Source organism: Pseudomonadaceae bacterium SI-3, assembly GCA_004010935.1.
GTDB lineage: Bacteria > Pseudomonadota > Gammaproteobacteria > Pseudomonadales > Pseudomonadaceae > Stutzerimonas.
Genome location: CP026511.1, coordinates 4,183,349 through 4,209,152, shown reverse-complemented (window position 1 = coordinate 4,209,152; position 25,804 = coordinate 4,183,349). Strand labels below are relative to the sequence as shown.

The following is a 25,804-nucleotide window of genomic DNA, read 5'->3' as shown; positions in this document are numbered from 1 at the left end:
GTACCCAGTGTATTGCACTGGCGTGTTTACACAACCGCGCCTGGCGACTCGCCGGGTTTCGGTGTGCGCGCCAGGCAATAGACGTCAACGCGTGCCGCGCCGGCTCGCTTAAGCAGACGGGCCAACGCCTCCGCGGTTGCGCCCGTTGTCAGCACATCGTCGATGATTGCCAGGTGACGTCCGGTCAGGCTCCGATCATCAATAAGCGCAAACGCCTGGCGCAGATTTCGTCGCCGACTGGCCGCATCGAGCTCCTGCTGCGACTGGGTGTCCTGAACCCGTGTTAAGAGCTTCGTATCGACGGGGATCGACAGTGCTGTGCTCAGCCAATCAGCTAGCATTTGCGCCTGATTGAAGCCGCGTTGACGCAACCGCTTGCGGGCCAGGGGCACCGGCAACAAGGCGTCGGGGCGTAGCAAACCTTCATCGAACGCGTGCTGCAAATGGCGCGACAGCTGCTCCGCCAGCAGCCTGCCGAGCGGCCATTGAGATTGGTGTTTAAAACGGCTGATCAGGGTGTCTACCGGAAAGGCGAAGCGCCACGGCACGGTAACCTGATCGAACGCGGGCGGCCGCTTGAGACATTCGCCGCAGATCAGGCCGGACGCCGGCAACGGTAGGGCGCATACAGAACAGTGCTCGCCCAGCCAGGGCAGCTCTGCTTCGCAGGCGCCGCAAACCGATTGCCGTGTTTCGCAGCGCTCATCACAAAGCGAACAGTAGTGTTCAATATTTAGCCAGTTGTAAACCATGATTCCTTTCCTGGTTGACAGCGCCTCGGCCTTGGCTAACCATTTCGCATCCGTGCCTGGCCGCCGAGCCGCTATTAATTACAAGGATTGCCCATGAGCGCCACCGCCGCTTCCGTTACCCGTCACGACTGGAGCCTCGCCGAAGTCAAGGCGCTCTTCGAACAACCCTTCAATGACCTGATCTTCCAGGCTCAAGGCGTGCACCGCCAGCACTTCGATGCCAACCGCGTCCAGGTTTCGACGTTGCTGTCGATCAAAACGGGCGCCTGCCCGGAAGATTGCAAGTACTGCCCCCAATCAGGCCACTACAACACCGGCCTCGATAAAGAAAAGTTGATGGAAGTGCAGAAGGTGCTGGAGGCTGCGGCCGAAGCCAAGGCCATTGGTTCGACGCGCTTCTGCATGGGCGCCGCCTGGAAGCACCCGTCCGCCAAGGACATGCCTTACGTGCTGAAAATGGTCGAAGGCGTGAAAGCACTGGGACTGGAAACCTGCATGACCCTCGGCAAGCTCGATCAGGAGCAGACCAAAGCGTTGGCAGCCGCGGGGCTGGACTACTACAACCACAACCTGGACACCTCGCCGGAGTTCTACGGCAGCATCATCACCACCCGCACCTACGCCGACCGGTTGGAGACGCTGAGCTATGTCCGCGAGTCGGGCATGAAGATCTGCTCCGGTGGCATTCTTGGCATGGGTGAGTCGCTGAATGACCGCGCCGGCCTGCTGATTCAACTGGCCAACCTGCCCGAGCATCCGGAATCGGTGCCGATCAACATGCTGGTCAAGGTCAAGGGCACACCGCTGGCCGAAGAGCAGGACGTCGATCCTTTTGACTTCATCCGTATGCTCGCCGTGGCGCGGATCATGATGCCGAAATCCCATGTGCGCCTGTCGGCCGGTCGCGAGCAGATGAACGAGCAGATGCAGGCGCTGGCCTTCCTCGCTGGCGCCAACTCGATCTTTTACGGCGAAAAGTTGCTGACCACCGGCAACCCGCAGGCCGACAAGGACATGCTGCTGTTCAAGCGTCTGGGGATCCAGCCGGAAGCCCGCGAAGAGCACGATGACGAAGTGCATCAGGCCGCCATCGAGCAGGCCCTGGTCGAGCAGCGTGACAGCAAACTGTTTTACGACGCCACTGCCTAAGCAACCTCAGTAGGAGCGAGGGGGACGCCTAGTCCTTGCTCGCGAAGCTTTCGCGTTCTCCCGTTCGCGAGCAAGCTCGCTCCTTAGGGTATTGAACTATGCCTTTCGATCTTGCGTCTCGTCTCGCTGAGCGCCGCGCCGCCCACCTCTATCGCCGTCGCCCATTGCTGGAAACACCGCAGCAGCCGGAGGTGACGGTTGATGGCGAACAGTTGTTGGCGTTCTGCTCCAACGACTATCTGGGGCTGGCTAGCCACCCCGACGTCGTCCGCGCCATGCAGCAGGGTGCTGCGCGCTGGGGTGTCGGCGGCGGTGCATCGCATCTGGTCATGGGGCACAGTACACCGCATCACCAGCTTGAGGAGGCCCTGGCTGAGTTCACCGGCCGGCCGCGAGCATTGTTGTTCTCCACCGGTTACATGGCCAACCTCGCAGCCGTTACAGCGCTGGTGGGGCAGGGCGATACAGTGCTGGAAGACCGTATCAATCACGCTTCGCTGCTCGATGCCGGTCTGCTCAGTGGCGCGCGCTTCTCGCGTTACCTGCACAACGACGTCGACAGCCTGGCCAAGCGCCTGGACAAGGCCGCCGGCGATACGCTGGTGGTTACCGATGGCGTATTCAGCATGGATGGCGATCTGGCCAACCTGCCAGCGCTCTGCGCCACTGCGAAAGTCAAAAATGCCTGGGTCATGGTCGATGACGCACACGGCTTCGGCCCGTTGGGCAAAACCGGCGGCGGCATCGTCGAGCATTTCGGCTTGGGGATAGATGACGTGCCGGTCCTGGTCGGCACGCTCGGCAAAGCCTTCGGCACCGCTGGGGCCTTTGTGGCTGGCAGCGAGGAACTGATCGAGACGCTGATCCAGTTCGCTCGGCCTTACATCTATACGACCAGCCAGCCACCGGCTGTCGCCTGCGCCACCCTCAAAAGCCTGGAGCTACTCCGCAGTGAGAGCTGGCGCCGAGATCACCTGAACAGTCTGATCGCACGTTTCCGTCAGGGTGCGAGCGAGATCGGTCTGACCTTGATGGATAGCCCGACGCCGATCCAGCCGATTCTGGTCGGTAGCAGCGAGCGCGCCCTGAGACTCTCTGCGGCGCTGCGTGAGCGTGGAATTCTGGTCGGTGCCATCCGCCCGCCGACAGTGCCAACCGGCAGCGCGCGGCTGCGAGTGACCTTCAGCGCGTCGCATAGCGAAGCGCAGGTGGAACGACTGCTGGATATCCTGGCCGAATGCTGGAATCGAATGGCCGAGGAGCCTGAAGCGGATGCGTGATCAGCTGATTTTGCTACCCGGTTGGGCGTATGGCCCGGCTGCTTTGCAGCCTTTGTGTGAGGCTTTGACAGAACTCGATCAGGATCTTGACGTGGTCATCGAGTCCTTGCCCGAGCTTGCCGATCCCGAAGCCTGGCTGGATGAACTCGACCGCCGTTTACCCGATGACAGCTGGCTGGCCGGTTGGTCGCTGGGCGGTATGCTGGCGGCCCAGCTCGCCGCGCGGCGCTTGGATTCCTGCCGTGGACTGGTCACCATCGCCAGCAACCCCTGCTTCCGTGCCCGCCCTCAGTGGCCCGAAGCGATGGCAGCGGAGATCTTCGATGCTTTTCAAGAGGCGTTCAGGCTTGATCCCGAGGAAACGCTCAAGCGTTTCCGTCTGCTCTGTAGCCGCGGTGGCTACGATCCGCGAACGCTGGCCCGCCAGCTGGAAGTCAGCCAATCTGATTCGACGTCGACCGTGCTTGAAGCCGGCTTGCGATTACTCGCTGAGCTGGACGGACGTGGCGCGCTGCATGGCTATTTCGGGCCGCAATTGCACCTGTTTGCCGGTGGCGACGCGCTGGTGCCTTCGACTGCCTGTGATGCGCTTCGGCGCTGGATGCCTGGGGTCGAAGCCGAGCTGATCGCCTCGACAAGCCACGCGCTCCCTTTGGAGCGGCCGGACGACGTGGCCGCAACCATCGCGGCTTTCATCAAGAGCAAGGCGGAATGACGGACGCGGTCGCGGCACTAGCACCGGATACGAAAAGCGGCCTGCCTGACAAGCGTCAGGTTGCTGCGTCGTTTTCCCGTGCGGCATCTAGTTACGATGGTGTGGCCGAGCTGCAGCGCACCGTCGGCAACGCGCTGATCGAGCGTCTGCCCCTTGGGTTGACGTCGGCGCGCTGGCTGGATCTGGGTTGCGGCACCGGCTATTTCTCCCGAGTCCTGGCGAACCGCTTTCCGGCTGGTGAAGGCGTCGCGCTGGATATCGCCGAAGGCATGCTACGCCATGCCCGGCCCCAGGGCGGCGCGGGCAGCTTCATCGCTGGCGATGCTGAGTGCTTGCCGCTGCGTGATGCGTCGGTGGATCTGATTTTTTCCAGTCTGGCGCTGCAGTGGTGTGAGGATTTCCCCGCCGTGCTGAGCGAGGCGAAGCGGGTACTCCGTCCTGGTGGTGTGTTCGCCTTCAGCAGCCTCTGCAGCGGGACTCTGCAGGAGCTGCGCGACAGCTGGCAGGCGGTGGACGGTTTTGCCCATGTGAATCGCTTTCGCCCGTTCAGCGCCTATCAGCAGTACTGCGCCGCCGGTGGTTTGCAGCTGGAGCGGTTAGAGGTCGAGCCCGAGGTGCTGCATTTCGCCGAGCTGCGTCAGCTGACCAGCGAACTCAAGGCGCTCGGCGCGCATAACCTGAACCCTGGCCGCCCGGGCGGGCTTACCGGCCGTGCTCGGATTCGAGCGCTGATCGATGCCTACGAGCAGTTCCGCACGCCGAGCGGGCTCCCGGCGACCTATCAGGTGGTGTATGGCGTGTTGTGCAAGGAGTTGACATGACCGCGGCTTATTTCGTCACCGGTACAGACACCGAAGTCGGCAAGACCACTATCGCTGCCGGACTCCTGCACGCCGCGCGGCTGGCCGGGCTCAGCACGGCAGCAGCGAAGCCGGTCGCATCTGGTTGCGAAATTACCGCCGAAGGCCTGCGCAACAGCGACGCACTGGCGCTGCTCGGCGAGTGCACGCTGCCGCTACGCTACGAGCAGGTCAACCCGTTGGCCTTCGAGCCGGCAATCGCCCCACACCTGGCCGCCCGTGAGGCGGGTGTTGAGCTGACTGTAACGTCGCTGGCCGAGCCGGTTCGGCAAGTGCTGGCACTGCAGGCTCAGTTCTCGCTGGTGGAGGGCGCAGGTGGCTGGCGCGTGCCGCTGGCTGGAGACGAAACGCTTTCCGATCTCGCCATAGAGCTCGGGCTGCCGGTGATTCTGGTAGTCGGCGTGCGGCTTGGCTGTATCAACCATGCGCTGCTCAGCGCCGAGGCCATCGAGCGCGACGGATTGAGGTTGGCCGGCTGGGTCGCCAACATCGTTGATCCTGCAACCTCACGATTGCAGGAAAACCTCGCGACGTTGAATGAGCGGCTTGAGGCCCCATGCCTTGGTCGGGTGCCGCGCTTGCCGACCGCAAGCCCGGCAGCGGTAGCACACTACCTCGACCTGGCACCGCTCAAGATTTTGCCGCTCAGGACTTGAAGACGGCGGGCAGGCATCATTCGATCATGTGCTTGAATGCAGCTGATAGCGGCGTGGCGCTGGCGTCAGCGGAACGGCTCTGCTATCAATGATAGCTAAGCGACTTCAGTGGGGTTTGAATCATGCAAATCAACAGTCTTCTATCTGCCGGCCTTGGAGCGTACCAAGCCGGCCAGCAGCGGGTTGACCAAGCCAGCGCTGTCGTGGCTGATCGCACGCTGCCTGCTGCCGAAACCTCTCAGGCAATGGCCGATACGGTCGAGCTGACCGAGCAACTGGTTCAGATGAAAGTGGGTGAGCATCAGGCCAACGCTGGCGTGCGCCTCCTGCAGACTGCCGACGAAGTGCTCGGTACATTGGTCAACACCAAAGCCTGACCTGCGCCGGCCTTTCTGGCCGGCCGCCTCGCCCGATTCCGGGCACCCTGATCCCTGCCCATGATTGTTCAGATGCCGACGAATGGCGTCATGGTCGCTGCTTGACATCGAACAGGCCTAAACGTATGTTTCAAACGCCTGTTTGACCTGCCGGGGCTATGCCGGATGGTCCATTCAAAATCAAGCGTGGCTGACCCGTCAGTCACCTGAATCAAGAACCCACTGCTGAGGTTTACGATATGCCTGACTACAAGGCCCCCTTGCGCGATATCCGCTTTGTACGTGACGAATTGCTCGGCTACGAAGCGCACTATCAGAGCCTTCCGGGTTGTGAAGACGCCACCCCGGACATGGTCAATGCCATCCTCGATGAAGGCGCGAAGTTCTGTGAGCAGGTCATCGCGCCTCTGAACCGTGTGGGCGACATCGAGGGTTGCACCTGGAGCGAAAGCGGCGTGAAGACGCCGACCGGCTTTAAAGAGGCTTACCAGCAGTTTGTAGAAGGTGGCTGGCCGAGCCTGGCCCATGACGTTGAGCATGGTGGCCAAGGCCTGCCAGAATCGCTGGGCCTGGCAATCAGCGAAATGATCGGTGAAGCCAACTGGTCCTGGGGCATGTATCCCGGCCTCTCTCACGGCGCAATGAACACCCTGCATGAGCACGGCACGCCTGAGCAGCAGCAGGCCTACCTGACCAAGCTTGTTTCCGGTGAGTGGACCGGCACCATGTGCCTGACCGAGCCGCATTGCGGCACCGACCTGGGCATGCTGCGCACCAAGGCCGAGCCTCAGGCCGATGGCAGCTACAAGGTATCCGGCACCAAGATCTTCATCTCTGCGGGTGAGCACGACATGGCCGATAACATCGTCCATATCGTTCTGGCTCGTCTGCCCGATGCGCCGGCTGGCACCAAGGGCATCTCCCTGTTCATCGTTCCGAAATTCCTGCCGAACGCTGAAGGCGGCGTAGGCGAGCGCAATGGCGTGTCTTGCGGCTCCCTGGAACACAAGATGGGTATCCACGGCAACGCCACCTGCGTGATGAACTTCGATGGCGCCACTGGCTTCCTGATCGGCCCGCCGAACAAGGGTCTGAACTGCATGTTCACCTTCATGAACACGGCGCGTCTGGGTACTGCGCTGCAGGGCCTGGCACACGCGGAAATCGGCTTCCAGGGCGGTATCAAGTATGCGCGGGAGCGTCTGCAGATGCGTTCGCTGACCGGTCCGAAGGCGCCCGAAAAGGCTGCTGACCCGATCATCGTGCATCCTGACGTACGCCGCATGCTGCTGACTATGAAGGCCTTTGCCGAAGGCAACCGGGCGATGATGTATTTCGCAGCCAAGCAGGTCGACATCGTCCAGCGCAGCAAGGATGAAGCCGAGCGCAAAGCCGCCGACGCGATGCTGGCGTTCCTGACCCCGATCGCCAAGGCGTTCATGACCGAAGTCGGTTTCGAGGCGGCCAACCACGGCGTGCAGATCTACGGCGGCCACGGTTTCATCGCTGAGTGGGGCATGGAGCAAAACGTTCGCGACAGCCGTATTTCCTGCCTGTACGAAGGCACCACCGGCATCCAGGCTCTTGACCTGCTGGGCCGTAAAGTCCTGATGACTCAGGGCGAGGCGCTGAAAGGCTTCACCAAGGTGGTGCACAAGTTCTGCCAAGCCAACGAAGGCAACGAGCCGGTCAAGCAGTTCGTCGAGCCTCTGGCCAAGCTGAACAAGGAGTGGGGCGATCTGACCATGAAGGTCGGTATGGCTGCGATGAAGAACCGCGAAGAAGTCGGCGCCGCTTCGGTGGATTACCTGATGTACTGCGGTTACGCCTGCCTGGCCTACTTCTGGGCGGACATGGCACGCCTGGCGTCGGAGAAGATCGCTGCGGGCGAAGATGCGGACGGCTTCTACACCGCCAAGGTGCAGACCGCACGCTTCTACTTCCAGCGCATCCTGCCGCGTACGCGTACCCACGTTGAAGCCATGCTGTCCGGTGCTGACAACCTGATGGACATGGATGAGGCGCACTTCGAGCTGGCCTACTAAGGCCTCCGCAAGAAAAGAAACCGCTGCTACGGCAGCGGTTTTTTTTGCCTGTTTTCCGCCATGCCAGTCATTGTTTTGCACCCCTATAGGTGAACCTGTCACCAAGTGCAGGCAGAATGCCTACTTTCCTCACGGCCGTTACCGGAGCCGCCGTGCCCCGTCTGAGTCCTGCTCGCTTCAGTCATTTCTATGCTCCCCTGGCGTTGTTGACCGGAGGGCTTGTGGCTGCGCGTCAACCTACCCTGAACGAGTTCTTCACTTCGCTGTTCAACGTGCTGCCTACCGTGCTGCTGTTGCTCGGGGGGGCCTTCTGCATCGCCTATGGCCGGGTCCGTGAGACCTTTTTGCTGCTGACGGTTTATATCGTCTATTTCCTACTCGATACCCAGGTCGATCACTACCGGCTCACGGGCTCGCTACTGCCAGAGGCCGCGCTGACCTTCCACCTGTGTAGCCTGATTTTGCCGGCGCTCTATGGGCTCTATGCCCTTTGGCAAGAGCGTGCACATCTGTTGCAGGACGGTCTGGCACGGCTTGCTGTTGTGTTTGTTGTGTCGGTCTTGGCGCTGGCTCTGGCGCGACGCTTCCCCGTGGGTGTGCTCGACTGGCTGACTGAGATTCGCTGGCCGTCATTGCAGGCCGACTGGCTGCAATTGATCCAGCTGGCCTATCCAGTATTTCTAATCGCGATACTCGGAGTGCTGGCGCAATACCTACGGCGGCCTCGACCAGTGCATGCGGCGCAGTTGGTTGCGCTGGTAGGGCTGTTCTTGATGCTGCCGCAGGTATTCAGTCGTCCGGGTGCACTCAACGTCTTGAGCAGCTTGATGATGCTGGTGCTGGTGGTTTCGATTGCACAAGAGGCCTATCAGATGGCTTTCCGTGACGAGCTGACCGGCCTGCCTGGCCGTCGTGCTCTTAACGAGCGGTTGCAGCGTCTGGGCCGTCAATACGTGATTGCGATGGCCGACGTGGATCGGTTCAAGGCCTTCAACGATACCCATGGGCACGACGTGGGTGACGAGGTACTGCGCCTCGTCGCAAGCCGGCTACGCAAAGTTGGTGGCGGTGGGCGTGCCTATCGTTACGGTGGTGAAGAATTTGCGTTGGTATTTCCGGGGCGTGATCTGACGCATTGCCTGCCGCATCTGGAAGCCGTACGGCAGGCTGTCGAGAGTTATCCGTTGCAGTTGCGTGACAAGTCCAGCCGGCCAAAGGATGCGGAGCAGGGGCGGCAGCGCCGCGGTGTTGCTTCGGCAGCCGCGGTCTCGGTGACCATCAGTATCGGCGTCGCCGAGCGACTGATAACGCAGCGCAGCCCCGAGGAGGTCATTAAGAAGGCCGATCAGGCGCTCTATAGCGCCAAGGGAGCGGGGCGTAACTGCATCCGCGCGCATGGGGAGAACCGCCGCGGTGCAATGCGTACGTTGAAAGAGGTGACCACCGACGCTTAGCGCGCGGCTGAAAACCTTCCGGCGTTGGCCGTGCGAACCGGTCGGGCAGCCGGTGGTTATGGTGGCGCATTCAGCGCCTGCAATGTGATGGCGAGCGGGTCGATCTGCCAGTAGCGTGGCGGGCATAACAATGCACAGTGCCGTCCTGGAGATCGATATGCCCGCTTACAAAGCTCCCCTGCGCGATATGCGCTTCCTGATCGACGAAGTGTTCGACTTTCATGGCAGCTATGCGGCCAATGGTGCCGAAGACGCCACGCCAGACACGGTCAGCGCGATTCTCGAGGAGGGCGCCAAGTTCTGCGAACAGGTTCTGGCGCCGCTCAACCGCAGCGGTGACGAGGAGGGGTGCCATTTCGATGACGGCGTGGTCGTCACCCCGAAAGGCTTCAAGGAGGCCTTCGCGCAGTACGCCGAAGGTGGCTGGATGGGGCTGGCCTCGGATCCTGCCTATGGCGGACAGGGCCTGCCGCACTCGCTGGGGCTGGTCGTTGGCGAGATGGTCGGCTCGGCGAACACCTCCTTTGGTATGTATCCCGGACTGACCCATGGTGCCATGGCCGCAATCGGGGCTCACGGCACCGATGAGCAGAAACAAGCCTACCTGACCCGGATGACCGAGGGCCGCTGGACCGGCACCATGTGCCTCACCGAATCCCACTGCGGCACGGATCTGGGGATCATCAAGACTCGCGCGGTACCGCAGGCTGACGGCAGCTACGCGATCAGCGGCACGAAGATCTTCATCTCGGCCGGCGAGCACGACATGAGCGAGAACATCGTGCATCTGGTTCTGGCCAAACTCCCCGATGCCCCGGCTGGCACCAAGGGGATTTCGCTGTTCATCGTGCCTAAGTTCCTGCCTGATGCCGCCGGCGAAGCGGGCGAGCGCAATGCTGTTGCCTGCGGCTCCATCGAGCACAAGATGGGGATCAAGGCCTCGGCGACCTGCGTCATCAACTTCGACGGCGCCACGGGTTTCCTCATCGGTGAGCCCAACAAAGGTCTCAACTGCATGTTCACGATGATGAACCATGCCCGGCTGGGTACTGGCATGCAGGGGCTATGCAGTGGCGAGGCGAGCTTTCAGGGCGCGATCCAGTACGCCAACGAGCGTTTGCAAATGCGTGCGCTGACCGGCGCGAAGTTTCCTGAGAAAGCGGCCGACCCGATCATCGTGCACCCTGATGTGCGGCGCATGCTATTGACGATGAAGGCTTTCAACGAGGGCAACCGTGCCCTGGCGTACTTCACCGCACAGTTGCTCGATCAGATACACAGCCCCGACGCCGACAAGCGCAAGGAAGCCGAGGACCTGCTCGCCTTCCTCACGCCGATCTGTAAGGCCTTCATGACCGAAACCGGGCTGGAGGTGACTAACCTCGGCATGCAGGTGTTTGGCGGCCACGGCTATATCCGAGAGTGGGGTATGGAGCAGCTCGTGCGTGATTGCCGCATCGCCCCGATCTATGAGGGCACCAACGGCATCCAGGCGCTCGATCTGCTGGGGCGCAAGGTACTGGGCAGCCAGGGCAAGCTGATGCTCGGTTTCACCAAGCAGGTGCACAAGTTCTGCGAGGCCAACGGGCAGCATCCTCAGCTGCAGCAATACGTGACACAACTGGCTGGCCTCAATCGTGAGCTGGGCGAGATCACCACACGAATCGGTATGGCAGCGATGAAGAATCCCGACGAAGTCGGTGCAGCCTCGGTGGACTACCTGATGTACTGCGGTTACCTGATCCTGGGCTATTTCTGGCTGCGCATGGCTGTGGTGGCTCAGAGCAAGCTGGACGAGGCGGGCAGCGACACGGCTTTCTACCAGTCGAAGCTGACCACCGCCGAATTTTACTTTGCTCGCCTGCTTCCGCGCACCGCTGCCCACAAAGCGGCCATCGAGGCCGGGAGTGCAAGCCTGATGAAGCTGGCCGCTGACCAATTCGCTTTCTGACCCTCCGGTAATTTACAGCCCGCCTCGTGCGGGCTTTTTTGTGGGCGATCTCAGTCGCGGCTTGTGGATTCCGGGCGAGCAAGCGTGGCGGCCTGTAGTGTCGAAGTGAGAACCGGTCAGTCATTTAAAGACGCTTCGGGCGCTGATTGGTCTTCAGTTAGACTCGCGAAACTGCTGCGGCCAATCGGCCGGGTGAGATGTTTTCTGCGAGGTCTTTTTCATGGCTGACTACAAAGCACCCCTGCGCGATATGCGTTTCGTCCTAAATGAAGTCTTCGACGCCCCGAAGCTCTGGCAGACGATGCCAGCGTTGGCGGAAGTCGTTGATGCGGAAACCGCCGAAGCCATCCTCGAGGAGGCCGGCAAGATCACAGCGAATTCCATCGCACCGCTCAACCGCAGCGGTGACGAGGAAGGCTGTCGCTGGGTCGACGGCGTGGTAGCCACTCCGGCTGGATACCCAGAGGCCTACCGCCTTTACGCCGAAGGCGGCTGGGTCGGTGTAGGCGGCGACCCAGCCTACGGCGGCATGGGCATGCCGAAAGCGATCTCGGCGCAGGTCGAGGAAATGATGAACTCTGCCAGTTTGGCGTTCGGTCTCTACCCAATGCTGACTTCCGGAGCCTGCCTGTCAATCTACGCCCATGCCAGCGAAGAGCTGAAGCAGAAGTACCTGCCAAACATGTATGCCGGTGTCTGGTCCGGTTCCATGTGCCTGACCGAGCCCCACGCCGGGACCGATTTGGGCATCATCCGAACCAAGGCGGAGCCTCAGGCGGATGGCTCTTACAAGGTCAGCGGCACCAAGATATTCATCACCGGCGGCGAGCACGATCTCACCGATAACATCATCCATCTGGTATTGGCCAAGCTCCCCGACGCACCGGCCGGCTCGCGCGGTATCTCGCTGTTCCTGGTGCCCAAGGTGATGGTCAATGAAGACGGCAGCCTGGGTGAGCGCAACAGCCTGAGCTGCGGCTCCATCGAGCACAAGATGGGTATCCAGGCATCAGCCACCTGCGTGATGAACTTCGACGGCGCCACGGGCTGGATGGTCGGCGAGCCCAACAAGGGACTGGCCGCCATGTTCACCATGATGAACTACGAGCGTCTGGGCGTTGGCATCCAAGGGCTCTCCACCGGCGAGCGTTCTTACCAGAGTGCCATCGAGTACGCCCGTGAGCGCATCCAGAGCCGCGCTCCGACGGGGCCGGTATCGCAAGACAAGGCCGCCGATCCGATCATCGTGCATCCAGACGTGCGCCGCATGCTGCTGACCATGAAAGCGCTGAACGAAGGCGGGCGCGCCTTCTCCAGCTATGTCGCCCTGCAGCTGGACATCGCCAAGTTCGGTGATGATGCCGAAGCACGTCAGCGTGCCGAGGCGCAGGTGGCTCTGCTGACGCCGGTGGCCAAAGCCTTCCTCACCGACATGGGTTTGGAAACCACTGTCCATGGTCAGCAGATCTTCGGTGGCCACGGCTTCATCCGGGAGTGGGGGCAGGAGCAACTGGTCCGCGACTGTCGGATCACCCAGATCTACGAAGGCACCAACGGCATCCAGGCGCTGGACCTGCTCGGACGCAAGGTGGTGGGCAGTGGTGGCGAGCTGTACAACGCGTTTGCGGAGGAAATCCGAAGCTACTGTGCGGCTGCGGGCAGTGAGCTTGGTGAGTTCACTGTTCCACTGAAGGCGGCATTGGAGAGTCTCGATGGACTCACAGCCTTCGTCATCGATAGCGCAAAGCGCAACCCTAACGAGATCGGCGCGGCCTCGGTCGAATACCTGCATGTGTTCGGTTACACGGCCTACGCCTATATGTGGGCGAGAATGGCAGAAGCCGCGCTGGGCAAGGAAAAGCAAGACGATTTCTACGCCAGCAAGCTCGGCACAGCGCGGTTTTATTTCGCACGTCTGTTGCCTCGCATTCACTCGTTGAGCGCCTCGGTCCGAGCCGGCAGCGAATCGTTGTATCTGCTCGATGCTGCGCAGTTCTAAGAGAGATCCATCCGTGAAGGCATAATGAAATTAATTAGCCATCTTTAGGGAACAATGCGCCACCAGTTCAGTCATAGATCTGCATCGCTTGTAGTCAATTGCTTACACGCGGGACCAAGGCAGGGTTCGTGCGTAAGTGAATGCTTACAAGCCGTGGTGCGAACTGCTACTACAGGTTTTCCAGGCCGATCGGTAGTCTTTGCCGCCATGGACGCCGCGTAGGGAAGCGCTTTAGACACAAAACGGACGCGTAGCGGAACGACGCTAGGAAGGCGTAAGTCACGGATGTCAGTTTCAGTCTGCAAAGGCCCCGCTTCGGCGGGGTTTTCTTTTTAAAGGGCAGAGAAGCCAGGCGTTACGGGCCGGTAGATGGATGTCTGTGTGCCGCGGCGGCTTTGCGGCTCGATCCAGATGAAGTTGGCGGAGCGCGGACAAGCTGGGGAAGCTGTCCGGGCGCAACGCCACCGCAAAAGACATGAGTAGGCTGTGCTTGCCTCCCCTAGCGTCTGATTAGCCCCAGCATCGACGCAGTGCAGTTTTCAGGCTGGCATGCAGACGCCTGTGCCTCCAAGGCCACAGTATCCGCCAGGGTTCTTCGCCAAATATTGCTGGTGATAGGCCTCTGCGTAGTAGAAAGCCGGTAGGTCGGCGATTTCCGTGGTGATGCCTCCAAGCCCGTGCTTGTTCAGCTCTGTCTGGAAGCGCGCTTCGCTATCGCGCGCCATTTCGAGTTCCGTGGCGCTAAAGCAGTAGATTGCCGAGCGATACTGGGTGCCGATGTCGTTGCCTTGGCGCATGCCTTGGGTCGGGTTGTGCGCCTCCCAGAACAGCCTGAGCAGGTCGTCGTAAGAAATCTGTTGTGGGTCAAACACCACCAGCACGGCTTCGGTGTGCCCTGTAAGACCGGAACAGACTTCTTCGTAGGTGGGGTTTGGCGTGTGCCCTCCGGCATAGACCACCGCGGTAGTCCATACACCTGGATGCTCCCAAAAGCGGCGTTCGGCCCCCCAGAAACAACCCATTGCAAACATCGCCTGCTGCAGGTGCTCCGGGAAAGGGGGCTGCAGCGGGTTACCGCTGACGAAGTGAGCTGCGGGTACCGGGACTGGCGTGGCGCGTCCGGGCAGGGCTTGTCCTGCATCGGGTAGCGCTTGTTTATGAACGAGAATTTGCGAGCGCAGGGTCATTGTGGTCCTCGAGCCTGGGGCGTGTTTTCAGCTAGCCTAGGCTACCAAGCTGACAAATCCAACGCGCATGTGCCCGGACGGTAGGCGCAGACCGTTAGAGCCAGTGCGGGTATCGGCGTAGCGAGGTCAGTAGCTGGTCGCCGGGGATGGGCTTGTCGAACAGGTAACCCTGCCCGATATCGCAGCGCTGATGGCGTAGGAAGGTCAGTTGTTCTACTGTCTCGATACCTTCCGCAACCACCTTGAGATTGAGGTTGCGGGCCATGGCGATAACGGCTGAGGTGATCTCGATATCGTCCTGGTTGTCCGGGATGTCCTTGATAAAGCTGCGGTCGATTTTGATTACATCGATGGGAAATTTCTTCAGATAGCTCAACGACGAATAACCGGTACCGAAGTCATCCATTGCCAGGGTGACCCCGAGTGCCTTAAGCCCTATCAGTTGCTGGCGGGTCTCTTCGGTCGCTTCGAGCAGTAGGCTCTCAGTCAGCTCCAGCTCAAGACGGTCGGGTGGTAGCTGCTCTTCGGAAAGAATGGCGGCGATTGAGCCGACCAGGTCGGGATCCGAAAATTGTTTGGGCGACAGGTTGATCGCGACCTGGGGATTGCCGATGCCCAGCGCTGCGAGCTGCAGGCCCATTCGACAGGCCTCCCGTGCTACCCACTTGCCTATCGGGATGATCAGCCCGGTTTCCTCGGCAACGCCGATGAATTGGTCAGGGCGGATCATGCCTTTTTCCGGGTGGTTCCAGCGCAGCAGCGCTTCCAGTCCCTGCAGCCGACCGCTGCGCAGGCAGAGCTTGGGTTGATAGAAGACTTCTAGCTCATTCTGCACCAGCGCACGGCGCAGATTGTTTTCGACGAATAGCTTGTAGTTGGCCTCGGCGTGCAAGGCTTCGGTAAACACCTGGACCTGATTCTTGCCGTTGGCCTTGGCTTTATGCAGGGCTTGGCCAGCGTGTTTCATCAGCGTCTCGGGATCGCGGCCATGCAGCGGCGAACAGGCCAGGCCCAGGGAGGCGCTGACGCTGATCAGCTGTTTGTCGACGAACAGGGGTTTGTCGAGGATGCGCAGCACTTGATGCGCCAGGAGCCGGCCTTCTTCCAGGTCCATGTTGTCGAGCAGGAGGGCGAACTCGTTGCTGGCGAAGCGTGCAAGCACACTGTCTCGGTTGAGGCTATTGCGTAGACGCCGAGCCAGGCTGGCCAGCAATTTGTCGCCGGTCTGGTGTCCAAGACTGTCATTGATGCGCTTGAAATTGTCGATGTCCACCAGCAACAAACACAGCTGCGGTTCTTTGTTGGTGGCGAAGCGCTCTTCGATGCTGCGAATGAAAAACGGCCGATTTCCGAGGCTGGTCAGGTTATCGGTATAGGCCAGGCGCTCGATGTGCTGCTGCGCCAACTTGCTCTGCGTGATGTCTTCGTAAATGCCGATGTAGTGCGTGAGTTCACCGCTCTCACCGAACACCTTGGAAATCGACAACTGCCCCCAGTAGGGCTCAAGATTCTTTCGGCGGCTGCGAAATTCACCCTGCCAGCTGTTGCTCTGCGACAAGGCCGACGAGGTATCGAACAGCAATTCGCTGAGGTTTTCCAAGGCGGTAAGCTCGGCTAGGCGACGGCCCCGGACCTCATCGGCTGAAAACTGAGTGATAGAGGTGAAGCTCGGATTCACGTACTCGACGATGCCATCACGATCGACCAGGATGAACGCGCTAGCACTCTGTTCGACCGCGCGCTGGAAGAGGTGCAATGTGTAAGTCGCACTGACGCGCTGCTGATTGGCTAGCACCTGCGCATACTGATCGGCCAGTTCACCAGCGAACGCCACCTCGTCGGCATGCCAGATTCTGACGCAACCGGAGTGTTCTAGACAGAGCACGCCAAACACCTCACCACCAACCCGTATCGTTGCGTCAAGGATCGACGTGATACCCCGTGGTTTGAAAAAAGCTTGCGCAAGTTCCACGGTCCGGGCGTCTTCGGCGATGTTTTGCACATCGATCACTCGCCCCCTGTGCAGCGCCTCCATATAACGCGGACAGCCCGACATTTCCAACGATGAGGGGTATTCGAGGCTGCCACTATCGCGACAGTAGGCGGCGATGGCTTCTAGATGATTACCCTTCAAATGCCATATCGACGCGCGTGCTATCCCGTAGGCTTCGCTGGCGGCTTGGGTGATCAGCTGGGCGGCCTCGAGCTGCGGGTCGGCTGCGCTGTACCGGTGCCGGGCCAGGCGCACAATCAGACTCTGCTGCGCACGGGAGCGGATCAGGTGTTCGAGGTGCTCATCCTGGGCCTGCTGATAAAACTCCAGGGTCGACCGCAGCTTCGCATTTTCGGCTTCCAGCGCAGGGGAGGCTTCCGCTGCATGGGGTTCGACAATCAGGTAGCCGCGGACCAGATCTCGACCATACTGCTGGCAGAGTTCACCGATTTCCAACATATCCAACGGCCCACCGCAGGTGTGCAGGCAATACCGGATGGAATAGTGGCCCAGCGTTGCGAGCTGGGCTTGCACAACGTCATGAAGCTTAAGGCGAACCTGCGGTTCCATGAGGCTGGCGTAAGGCGAGTCGATCAGGGAACAGAGATCCTGCGCGGGCTGGCCTAGATAACGTTCGCAGGCAGGGTCTAGAAACAGCAGCGCCCAGCTGGATTCATTCAAACGCTCGAAGCGCAGCATGCCCAGCCTCGAAGGCACTGGCAACTGCGTCACAACCTCGGTCGCCAAACGGCTGGCGGCATCGGTATGTATTTTCATCGAGCGGTTTGCTTCCAGTATGCTGCGGTAGTCGCTTCGTTAGCCGCAGCTTAGACGCTTTTTACAGCGCGGCGATGGCTAAATAATATTAATTACCGCAAGGGTGCATCATGCAGCAGGGACTGACAAGTCGGCTATCAAAGTTACTGTTGATCTCGATCTTCCTGATCGCCAGCGGACAGCTCAAAGCTGCCGAATCAAATACCTTGGGCTCGGATGAACCGTCGCGATATCTGGCCGAGCTCAAGACGCTTTACCTGACCACGGACGAACGAAAAGCGCTGCTTGCTCATAGCAATGCACTGCTCAAATCCTATGGATTGCGGGCGGCCTATCAAGTGGGGCAGGCCAACCCAGAGGACCTCGAATACCAGATCAGCGTTGGTGCTCCGGGTGAGTTGCGCATTCGCGAGGAGCGCCGTGATGCGTCCGGCAATGTCGCCGTGCGTAATAGAGGTTTCTCGGTGTTCGGCATGGACCCCTACATCCAATACCAATGCCCGCCGCTGGGTGTCGTGTGCACCTTCGCTGGCAAGGCGGGTGGCGATCCTTGGCTAACCATCCTGCGCGACCCCAAGGGTGCCGAGGAGCTGGCGAAGGCTCTTTCATTCCTGTTCCGCAATTTGCAGAAAGGCTGATGGCGCCTCACGGTGTTAGGTGGCACAAAAAAACCCGCCAGATGGCGGGTTTTTTGTTGCTCATCCGATCACAACAGCATGGTGCGGATGTCAGCCAGCAGCTCGGACAGACGCTTGGTGAAGCGTGCGGCCGCGGCGCCGTTGATGACGCGGTGGTCATAGGACAGCGATAGCGGCAACATCAGGCGAGGCTGGAAGGCCTTGCCATCCCAAACCGGCTGCATCGCCGCCTTGGATACACCGAGGATCGCCACTTCCGGCGCGTTGACGATCGGCGTAAAGCCGGTGCCGCCAATGTGGCCGAGACTTGAGATAGTGAAGCAGGCACCTTGCATGGCATCTGGCGATAGCTTCTTGGTGCGGGCCTTCTCAGCCAACTCTGCCGCTTCGGCTGCCAACTGCAACAAGCTCTTCTGGTCAACGTTGCGTATCACAGGGACCATCAAGCCGTCCGGAGTGTCGACCGCGAAGCCGACATGCACGTACTTCTTGCGGATCACTGACTTGCCGCTTGGTGACAGTGAAGCATTGAATTCCGGCAACTCCTTAAGCAGATGCGCGCACGCTTTGAGCAGCAACGGCAGCACGGTCAGCTTGACGCCGGCTTTTTCCGCGATCGCCTTCTGCGCGACACGGAAAGCTTCCAATTCGGTGATGTCAGCCGACTCGAACTGGGTCACGTGCGGCACGTTCAGCCAGCTGCGATGCAAGTTGGCAGCACCGACCTGCATCAGGCGGCTCATGGGCACTTCTTCAATTTCACCAAAGCGGCTGAAATCAATGGTCGGGATCGGCGGGATGCCCGCACCGCCCGTAGCGCCTTCGGCCGAGGCCTGCTTGGTCTTGTGCAGCATGTTCTTGACGTAGGCCTGAACGTCTTCCTTGAGAATCCTTCCCTTGGGTCCTGTTCCGGTGACATCAGCCAATTCCACGCCGAATTCCCGTGCGGTCATGCGCACCGCTGGGCCAGCGTGCACCTTGGTGCCGGCCTTGCTCGGCCCGCTCACGGCCGGGGCTGGCGTCGAGGCTGCCTTGGCCTCCGGTACGCCTTGCTTGTTCGGTGCAACGGCCTGCTGCTGGGGCGCTGGTTCCTGCTGCGGCTTCGGCTCGGCCTTCTTCGCCGGAGCTGCGCCAGCCACCTTCAAGGTCAGGATCAGGTCGCCGGTCTTGGCATCGTCACCGACCTTGATCGACAGCGACTCCACCACACCAGCCTTGGGCGCTGGGATCTCCATGCTGGCTTTGTCCGACTCCAGCGTGATCAGTGATTGATCCGCCTCGACGCTGTCGCCGGCCTTGATCATAACTTCGATGACCTTGGCGCTGCCGCTGGAGCCGATGTCCGGAATACGAACCTCCTCCACGGACTCGCCTGCAGCTTCGGCTGGTGCTTCTGCGGCCTGCTCGGTCAGTTTCTCCTTGGCCGGGCTTTGTGCCTGGCTGTCCGAGGCGCTGGCCGCTGCCGGCTTGCTCGAAGCGGCGCCCTTGAGGATCAGGATGAGATCACCGGTACCAACTTCGTCGCCGACCTTCACCGAAATGCTCTCGACCACGCCGGCAGCCGGGGAGGGTATCTCCATGCTGGCTTTGTCGGACTCCAGCGTGATCAGCGCTTGCTCGGCGGCGATGGTGTCGCCGACCTTGACCGAAATTTCAATGACGCTGGCCTTGCCGTCCGATCCGATGTCCGGGACCTTGATCTCCTGCGATTCGCCATCCTCAGCTGATGCCGACGGAGCTTCATCGCCTGGAGGTGTGGGTGCTTCGGCTTCGTCAGCCGGGCCGCCACTGCTAGCAGCGGCAGGCTCGTCCGCGGCTTCTGCCGGCGCGTCGCTTTCCTGTCCTTCCTCGCTCTCAAGCTCCAGCAGTTCGTCGCCTTCTTTCAGGCGGTCGCCCAGCTTGACCTTCAAGGCTTTCACCACGCCCGCCTTGGGCGCAGGGATCTCCATGCTGGCCTTGTCGGATTCGAGCGTCAGGATGCTCTGGTCGGCTTCGATACGGTCGCCGACCTTGACGAACAATTCGATTACTTCACCCTCACCGCTGCCGATGTCGGGTACGCGTATGGTTTCACTCACAATAGGTTCTCCTGTGCGCACGCATCAGCAATCCAGCGGATTGCGCTTCTCGGGGTCGATACCGAACTCGGTGATGGCGTTGGCCACCACGGTGCGTTCGATGGCGCCGCGAGCGGCGAGTGCCTGCAGGGCGGCGACAGCGACCCAGCGACGGTCGACTTCGAAGAAGTCGCGCAGCTTGGCGCGCGAGTCGCTGCGGCCGAAGCCGTCGGTGCCCAACACCTGGTATTCACGCGACGGAACCCACTGGCGAATCTGATCGGCGAACAGCTTCATGTAGTCGGTGGAGGCGATCACCGGACCTTCGCGACCTTCCAGACACTGCTCAACATAGCTCTTGCGCGGTTCGTCGGTTGGGTGCAAGCGGTTCCAGTGGTCCACGGCCAGGCCATCGCGGCGCAGCTCGTTGAAGCTGGTCACGCTCCAGACGTCGGCACCCACGCCCATCTTGGCGAGGATGTCCACTGCGGCGCGTACCTCGCGCAGGATGGTGCCCGAGCCCAACAGCTGCACGCGGTGCTTGAAGTCGCCCTTGGCTTCTTCAAGCAGGTACATGCCTTTGAGAATGCCTTCCTCGACACCCTGCGGCATGGCCGGCTGCTGGTAGTTCTCGTTCATCACTGTGATGTAGTAGTAGACGCTCTTCTGCAGCTCCATCATCTCGTGCATGCCGTGATGCATGATCACCGCCAGCTCGTAGCCGTAGGTGGGGTCATAGCTGCGGCAGTTGGGGATGGTGCTGGCGAGGATGTGGCTGTGGCCGTCCTCGTGCTGCAGACCTTCGCCGTTCAGCGTGGTACGGCCGGCGGTGCCGCCCAGCAGGAAGCCACGGGTCTGTGCATCGCCCGCTGCCCAGGCCAGATCGCCGATACGCTGGAAACCGAACATCGAGTAGAAGATGTAGACCGGCAGCATTGGCTGGTTGTAGTTGCTGTAGGCAGTACCGGCCGCGATGAACGAGGAGAACGCGCCGGCCTCGTTGAGGCCTTCCTGCAGGATCTGGCCGTCCTTTTCTTCGCGGTAGTACATCACCTGGTCACGGTCGACCGGCTCGTACAGCTGCCCCACCGGGGAATAGATACCCAGCTGGCGGAACATGCCTTCCATGCCGAAGGTACGCGCCTCGTCAGCGAGGATTGGCACGATGCGCTTGCCCAGATCCTTGTCTTTAACCAGTTGCGAGAGGATGCGGCCGAACGCCATCGTGGTGGAGATTTCACGCTCACCCGAGCCGTCCAGCACAGCCTTCAGCGTGTCCAACGGCGGTGTCGGGATGCTGAAGCTCTTCGGTCGGCGTTGCGGCAGGGAACCACCGAGCTTCTCGCGGCACTTGCGCAGGTAGCGCATCTCGGCGCTGTCTTCGGCCGGGCGGTAGAACGGCAATTCTTCGAGCTGCGAATCGTTGACCGGGATGTCGAAGCGATCGCGGAACATCTTCAGGCTGTCGATATCGACTTTCTTGGTGTTGTGGGCGATGTTCTTCGCCTCACCGGCACCGGTACCGTAGCCCTTGATGGTCTTGGCTAGGATGACCGTCGGCTGACCCTTGTGGTTGACCGCCTGGTGGTAGGCTGCATAGACCTTGTACGGGTCGTGGCCGCCGCGGTTGAGCTTCCAGACTTCCTCATCCGACATGCTCTCGACGCGCTTGAGCAGTTCAGGGTCAGCACCAAAGAAGTGTTTGCGCACATAGGCGCCGTCTTTGGCCTTGTAGTTCTGGTATTCGCCGTCGATGGCTTCGTCCATGCGGCGCTGCATGCGGCCGTCTTCATCGGCAGCGAACAGCGGATCCCACAGACGGCCCCAGACGACCTTGTTGACGTTCCAGTTGGCGCCTTTGAACACGCCTTCCAACTCTTGGATGATCTTGCTGTTACCGCGGACCGGGCCGTCCAGACGCTGCAGGTTGCAGTTGATGACGAATACCAGGTTGTCGAGGTTTTCGCGGCCAGCCAGGGAGATGGCACCGAGGGTTTCCGGCTCGTCGCACTCGCCGTCGCCGATGAAGCACCAGACGCGCTGCTTGCCCTTCGGGATGAAGCCACGGTTTTCTAGGTACTTCATGAAGCGCGCCTGGTAGATCGCCATGATCGGGCCCAGGCCCATGGACACGGTGGGGAACTGCCAGAAGTCCGGCATCAGGTGCGGGTGCGGGTAGCTCGACAGACCTTGGCCATCCACTTCCTGTCGGAAGTTGAGCATCTGATCTTCGCTCAGGCGGCCTTCGAGGAAGGCACGCGAATAGATGCCAGGAGAGGCGTGGCCCTGATAGTAGATCAGGTCGCCGCCATGCTCTTCAGTAGGCGCCTGGAAGAAGTAGTTGAAGCCGATGTCGTAGAGCGTCGCACTGGAGGCGAAGGTGGAAATATGTCCACCCAGGTCCGGGTCCTTCATGTTTGCGCGCATCACCATTGCCAGCGCGTTCCAGCGGACCAAAGAGCGGATGCGGCGTTCCATGAACAGGTCGCCGGGCATCTTGGCTTCGCGGGTAACGGGGATGGTGTTGCGGTACGGCGTGGTGATGCCGTAGGGCAGCGGTGTGCCGCTACGGGTGGCCAGCTCCCCCATCCGGGTCATTAAATAATGGGCGCGGTCTTCGCCTTCGCGGTCGAGAACTGACTCGAGGGCGTCCAGCCATTCCTGGGTTTCGACGGGATCGAGATCTTGCATGGCTTGCTCCAGGGCGGAAAGGCTTCCAGAATCGGTTGCCTGCTTCGCGGCCGGCTTTGTGGGCCGGCGCGTATATGTTCTTGGATGTTTGCCGGGGGTAGAGCCGGGCTCTGTAGTTTTACTACAAAACCGCGGCTGATTCAGCCCCCTGTCACATTCTTTCGTAGTAAAACTACATCGCCGCTAGCCGGCCTAGCTGGCTGGCTCCGGCGTCAGGGGCTCTAATCCGGACGTTTTCGCTACCCCTCTAGCCATTCTTGCGCTAAGGAAACATTCATGAGTTTGCCATCGCTGGTTGCACTGCCGCCGTCGCTTGAATCTTTGGTCACCCGTGCCGAGGAGACGTTCCTCGGCACCCTGCGCGACTCTTCGGAGCAGCCTGAACAGCGGTTCTTGGCATGGCCGACGATGCGTCGTGAGGCTTTCGGTCGGGTTTGCGCCGCCAGCGACTTCGTCAGCGAACAGGTTAGCCGAGATCCTGAATTGCTGCTCCAGTTGGCCGAGAGCGGCTTGCTGGAGCGATCGTTGAAGGCGGGCGAAATGCGTGCAGTGCTCGCAGAGCTGCTCAGCGACTGCCTGGACGAAGAGAGTCTGGCCAATCGGCTACGCCGGTTCCGCAACCGCCAACAGGTACGAATCATCTGGCGTGACCTTACTCGTCAGGCTGATCTCGCCGAGACCTGCGGCGATTTGTCCGACATGGCTGACGCCTGTATCGATCTTGCCTATCAATGGTTGTATGAGCGCCATTGCGAGCAGTTCGGTGTGCCGACCGGTCGGCGCAGCGGCGAAGCGCAGCAGATGGTCATCCTTGGCATGGGCAAGCTGGGCGCGCGCGAGCTCAATCTGTCATCCGATATCGATCTGATCTTCGGTTATCCGGAAGGCGGCGAAACTGTCGGCACCAAGCGTTCGCTGGATAACCAGGAATTCTTCATTCGCCTCGGTCAGCGGCTGATCAAGGCGCTGGATGCGCCGACCCTGGACGGCTTTGTCTTTCGCGTCGACATGCGCTTGCGGCCTTATGGCTCGTCCGGCTCGCTGGTGCTGAGCTTCAATGCACTGGAACAGTACTACCAGGACCAGGGGCGCGACTGGGAACGCTACGCCATGATCAAGGCTCGGGTGGTCGGCGGCAGCGAAGCGGCCGGCAAGGAGTTGCTGGAGATGCTCAGGCCCTTCGTCTATCGGCGCTACCTCGATTTTTCCGCGATCGATGCGCTGCGCACGATGAAACAGCTGATCCAGCAGGAAGTACGGCGCAAGGGTATGGCCGCCAACATCAAGCTGGGCTCGGGTGGCATTCGCGAGGTGGAATTCATCGCTCAGGCTTTCCAGCTCATCCACGGGGGGCGCGACCTGAGCTTGCAGCAGCGGCCCTTGCTTAAGGTGCTGACAACCCTGGCCGGGCAGGGCTATCTGCCGCCTGCTGCGGTCGAGGAATTGCGCGAAGCCTATGAGTTCCTGCGTTATACCGAGCATGCGCTACAGGCCATCGATGATCGCCAGACGCAGATGCTGCCTGACAATCAAGCCGATTGTGATCGCGTCGCCTTGATCATGGGTTTCGGCGACTGGGAAGCCTTCCACCAGCAGCTTCTGCATTGGCGTGGCCGAGTCGACTGGCATTTCCGTCAGGTGATCGCCGATCCCGACGAAGACGAGAACGCCGAAGGCGAGTCGTTGGTGGGTGGCGAGTGGCTGCCGTTGTGGGAGCAGGATTGGGACGAGGAATTTGCCTGCCGTCAGTTGAGCGATGCGGGTTTTCGCGACGGTCAGACCGCCTGCCAGCGACTCGCGGCTTTGCGTAGCGGCAGTCAGGTGCGGACCATGCAGCGCCTCGGCCGCGAGCGTCTCGATGCCTTCATTCCTAGGTTGTTGGCTCAGGCGGTTGAACAGGATGATCCGGATTTGGTGCTGGAGCGTGTGCTGCCGCTAGTCGAGGCGGTTGCCCGGCGCTCGGCCTATCTGGTGCTACTGACCGAAAACCCCGGCGCCCTGCAGCGTCTGCTCGAGCTTTGTGCCGGCAGTCCGTGGATTGCCGAGCAGATCGCGCGCTTTCCGTTGCTGCTCGACGAGCTGCTCAACGCGGGGCGGCTGTTCAGCCCGCCGCTGGCGCCGGAACTCGCCGCCGAATTGCGCGAGCGGCTGGCCCGCATTCCCGAGGACGATCTCGAGCAGCAAATGGAGGCATTGCGCCACTTCAAGCTGGCGCACCGTTTACGTGTCGCGGCGTCGGAAATTGCCGGCACGCTGCCGCTGATGAAGGTCAGCGATTACTTGACCTGGCTCGCCGAGGCCATTCTCGAAGAGGTGCTGGCCCTGGCTTGGCGCCACACCGTCGCGCGGCACGGCCAGCCGAGGCGTGCCGACGGTTCGCTGTGCGATCCGGCCTTTATCATCCTGGGCTATGGCAAGGTTGGTGGAATCGAGCTTGGCCATGGCTCTGATCTGGATCTGGTGTTCATCCATGACGGCGACCCGAACGCCGAAACCGACGGTGCCAAGCCCATCGATGGCGCACAGTTCTTCACCCGCCTGGGGCAGCGCATCATTCATCTGCTGACCACTCAGACCACCTCCGGCCAGCTCTACGAGGTCGACATGCGCCTTCGTCCGTCGGGCGTATCCGGCTTGCTTGTCAGCTCGCTGAATGCCTTTAGTCGCTACCAGAGCGAGGAGGCCTGGACCTGGGAGCATCAGGCGTTGGTGCGGGCCCGAGTGTTGGTCGGCTGTCCACAGCTGGCAAAGGATTTCGAGAGCGTCCGAGCTTCGGTGCTCGGGCGCTCGCGCGATCTCGAACAGCTGCGCGGCGAAGTCAGCGAGATGCGCACCAAGATGCGCGACAACCTCGGGACCCGCTCCACTCAGGCCGGCACGGCTGACAAAGCCTTTTTGGCGGAGGGTGAGTTCAATCTCAAGCAGGACGCCGGTGGTATCGTGGATATCGAATTTATGGTGCAATACGCGGCTTTGGCGTGGTCGCACCAGCATCCGCAACTGCTGCGCTATACCGACAATATCCGCATTCTCGATGGGTTGGAGCAGGCCGGGTTGATGACCGGCGATGAGGTTCGGTTGCTGCAGGATGCCTACAAGGCATACCGCGCTGCGGCCCACCGGCAATCACTGCAGAAACTGCCTGGCGTTGTGAGCGGAGACCAATTTCATGACGAGCGTCGCGCGGTGATGCGCATCTGGCGCGAGCTGGGACTTAGCTGAC

At 61.0% G+C, this 25,804-nt stretch carries 17 protein-coding genes; 12 read left to right on the top strand and 5 right to left on the bottom strand.

The features are described from left to right. Positions 1–26: 26 nt before the first annotated feature. The gene (locus C1896_19660; GenBank protein ID AZZ46943.1) at positions 27–752 is read right to left on the bottom strand and encodes an amidophosphoribosyltransferase; all 726 of its coding nucleotides are present in this window, start codon (positions 750–752) and stop codon (positions 27–29) included. Positions 753–845: 93 nt separating this feature from the next. Here C1896_19660 and bioB point away from each other — a divergent pair, with 93 nt between their 5' ends. The 10 genes from bioB (at position 846) to C1896_19610 (ending at position 13,238) form a co-directional block, all read left to right on the top strand. Further along, the gene (bioB, locus tag C1896_19655) at positions 846–1,901 is read left to right on the top strand and encodes a biotin synthase BioB (GenBank protein ID AZZ46942.1); all 1,056 of its coding nucleotides are present in this window, start codon (positions 846–848) and stop codon (positions 1,899–1,901) included. Between the two features lie 98 nt (positions 1,902–1,999). Further along, positions 2,000–3,181 (top strand): 8-amino-7-oxononanoate synthase, encoded by a 1,182-nt coding sequence (gene bioF / locus C1896_19650; GenBank protein ID AZZ46941.1) that lies wholly within the window; start codon positions 2,000–2,002, stop codon positions 3,179–3,181. Beyond that, positions 3,174–3,896, top strand: a complete 723-nt coding sequence (locus C1896_19645) for a transporter (GenBank protein ID AZZ46940.1) — start codon at positions 3,174–3,176, stop codon at positions 3,894–3,896. Before bioF ends, C1896_19645 begins: the two co-directional genes overlap by 8 nt. Then, positions 3,893–4,717, top strand: a complete 825-nt coding sequence (gene bioC, locus C1896_19640; GenBank protein AZZ46939.1) for a malonyl-[acyl-carrier protein] O-methyltransferase BioC — start codon at positions 3,893–3,895, stop codon at positions 4,715–4,717. Before C1896_19645 ends, bioC begins: the two co-directional genes overlap by 4 nt. Continuing rightward, positions 4,714–5,412, top strand: a complete 699-nt coding sequence (gene bioD / locus C1896_19635) for a dethiobiotin synthase (GenBank protein AZZ46938.1) — start codon at positions 4,714–4,716, stop codon at positions 5,410–5,412. Before bioC ends, bioD begins: the two co-directional genes overlap by 4 nt. Before the next feature lie 122 nt (positions 5,413–5,534). Further along, entirely contained in the window at positions 5,535–5,789 is a 255-nt protein-coding gene (locus tag C1896_19630; GenBank protein AZZ46937.1) for a hypothetical protein, read from the top strand. Positions 5,790–6,028: 239 nt separating this feature from the next. Further along, on the top strand, positions 6,029–7,834 hold the full coding sequence (locus tag C1896_19625) for an acyl-CoA dehydrogenase (protein AZZ46936.1): 1,806 nt from the start codon (positions 6,029–6,031) through the stop codon (positions 7,832–7,834). Between the two features lie 116 nt (positions 7,835–7,950). Next, complete coding sequence (locus C1896_19620; GenBank protein AZZ46935.1) at positions 7,951–9,288, top strand: GGDEF domain-containing protein; 1,338 nt, start codon at positions 7,951–7,953, stop codon at positions 9,286–9,288. Between the two features lie 157 nt (positions 9,289–9,445). Then, positions 9,446–11,239 carry an acyl-CoA dehydrogenase gene (locus C1896_19615; protein ID AZZ46934.1) on the top strand — a complete coding sequence of 598 codons (1,794 nt, stop codon included), beginning with the start codon at positions 9,446–9,448 and terminating at the stop codon, positions 11,237–11,239. Between the two features lie 220 nt (positions 11,240–11,459). Continuing rightward, positions 11,460–13,238 (top strand): acyl-CoA dehydrogenase, encoded by a 1,779-nt coding sequence (locus C1896_19610; GenBank protein ID AZZ46933.1) that lies wholly within the window; start codon positions 11,460–11,462, stop codon positions 13,236–13,238. 539 nt (positions 13,239–13,777) lie between these two features. Here the strand turns inward: C1896_19610 and C1896_19605 are convergent. Continuing rightward, complete coding sequence (locus C1896_19605; GenBank protein ID AZZ46932.1) at positions 13,778–14,425, bottom strand: peptide-methionine (S)-S-oxide reductase; 648 nt, start codon at positions 14,423–14,425, stop codon at positions 13,778–13,780. Positions 14,426–14,519: 94 nt separating this feature from the next. Beyond that, positions 14,520–17,195: a diguanylate cyclase gene (locus C1896_19600; protein AZZ46931.1), complete on the bottom strand. Its 2,676-nt coding sequence runs from the start codon at positions 17,193–17,195 to the stop codon at positions 14,520–14,522. A 110-nt stretch (positions 17,196–17,305) separates the two neighbouring features. Here C1896_19600 and C1896_19595 point away from each other — a divergent pair, with 110 nt between their 5' ends. Further along, positions 17,306–17,833, top strand: coding sequence for a hypothetical protein (locus tag C1896_19595; GenBank protein ID AZZ46930.1), 528 nt, complete (start codon positions 17,306–17,308; stop codon positions 17,831–17,833). 68 nt (positions 17,834–17,901) lie between these two features. On the opposite strand, the gene C1896_19590 is transcribed toward C1896_19595, so the two are convergent. Then, a complete protein-coding gene (locus C1896_19590) occupies positions 17,902–19,911 on the bottom strand; it encodes a pyruvate dehydrogenase complex dihydrolipoyllysine-residue acetyltransferase (GenBank protein ID AZZ46929.1) in 2,010 nt (669 codons plus the stop codon). Positions 19,912–19,935: 24 nt separating this feature from the next. After that, a complete protein-coding gene (aceE, locus tag C1896_19585) occupies positions 19,936–22,581 on the bottom strand; it encodes a pyruvate dehydrogenase (acetyl-transferring), homodimeric type (protein ID AZZ46928.1) in 2,646 nt (881 codons plus the stop codon). Positions 22,582–22,857: 276 nt separating this feature from the next. Here aceE and C1896_19580 point away from each other — a divergent pair, with 276 nt between their 5' ends. After that, positions 22,858–25,803 (top strand): bifunctional [glutamate--ammonia ligase]-adenylyl-L-tyrosine phosphorylase/[glutamate--ammonia-ligase] adenylyltransferase, encoded by a 2,946-nt coding sequence (locus tag C1896_19580; protein AZZ46927.1) that lies wholly within the window; start codon positions 22,858–22,860, stop codon positions 25,801–25,803. Position 25,804 lies beyond the last annotated feature (1 nt).

Coding starts and splice junctions, on each gene's coding strand:
- C1896_19660 (AZZ46943.1), bottom strand. CDS start 752: ATGGTTTACAACTGGCTAAATATTGAACACTACTGTTCGCTTTGTGAT.
- bioB (AZZ46942.1), top strand. CDS start 846: ATGAGCGCCACCGCCGCTTCCGTTACCCGTCACGACTGGAGCCTCGCC.
- bioF (AZZ46941.1), top strand. CDS start 2,000: ATGCCTTTCGATCTTGCGTCTCGTCTCGCTGAGCGCCGCGCCGCCCAC.
- C1896_19645 (AZZ46940.1), top strand. CDS start 3,174: ATGCGTGATCAGCTGATTTTGCTACCCGGTTGGGCGTATGGCCCGGCT.
- bioC (AZZ46939.1), top strand. CDS start 3,893: ATGACGGACGCGGTCGCGGCACTAGCACCGGATACGAAAAGCGGCCTG.
- bioD (AZZ46938.1), top strand. CDS start 4,714: ATGACCGCGGCTTATTTCGTCACCGGTACAGACACCGAAGTCGGCAAG.
- C1896_19630 (AZZ46937.1), top strand. CDS start 5,535: ATGCAAATCAACAGTCTTCTATCTGCCGGCCTTGGAGCGTACCAAGCC.
- C1896_19625 (AZZ46936.1), top strand. CDS start 6,029: ATGCCTGACTACAAGGCCCCCTTGCGCGATATCCGCTTTGTACGTGAC.
- C1896_19620 (AZZ46935.1), top strand. CDS start 7,951: ATGCCTACTTTCCTCACGGCCGTTACCGGAGCCGCCGTGCCCCGTCTG.
- C1896_19615 (AZZ46934.1), top strand. CDS start 9,446: ATGCCCGCTTACAAAGCTCCCCTGCGCGATATGCGCTTCCTGATCGAC.
- C1896_19610 (AZZ46933.1), top strand. CDS start 11,460: ATGGCTGACTACAAAGCACCCCTGCGCGATATGCGTTTCGTCCTAAAT.
- C1896_19605 (AZZ46932.1), bottom strand. CDS start 14,425: ATGACCCTGCGCTCGCAAATTCTCGTTCATAAACAAGCGCTACCCGAT.
- C1896_19600 (AZZ46931.1), bottom strand. CDS start 17,195: ATGAAAATACATACCGATGCCGCCAGCCGTTTGGCGACCGAGGTTGTG.
- C1896_19595 (AZZ46930.1), top strand. CDS start 17,306: ATGCAGCAGGGACTGACAAGTCGGCTATCAAAGTTACTGTTGATCTCG.
- aceE (AZZ46928.1), bottom strand. CDS start 22,581: ATGCAAGATCTCGATCCCGTCGAAACCCAGGAATGGCTGGACGCCCTC.
- C1896_19580 (AZZ46927.1), top strand. CDS start 22,858: ATGAGTTTGCCATCGCTGGTTGCACTGCCGCCGTCGCTTGAATCTTTG.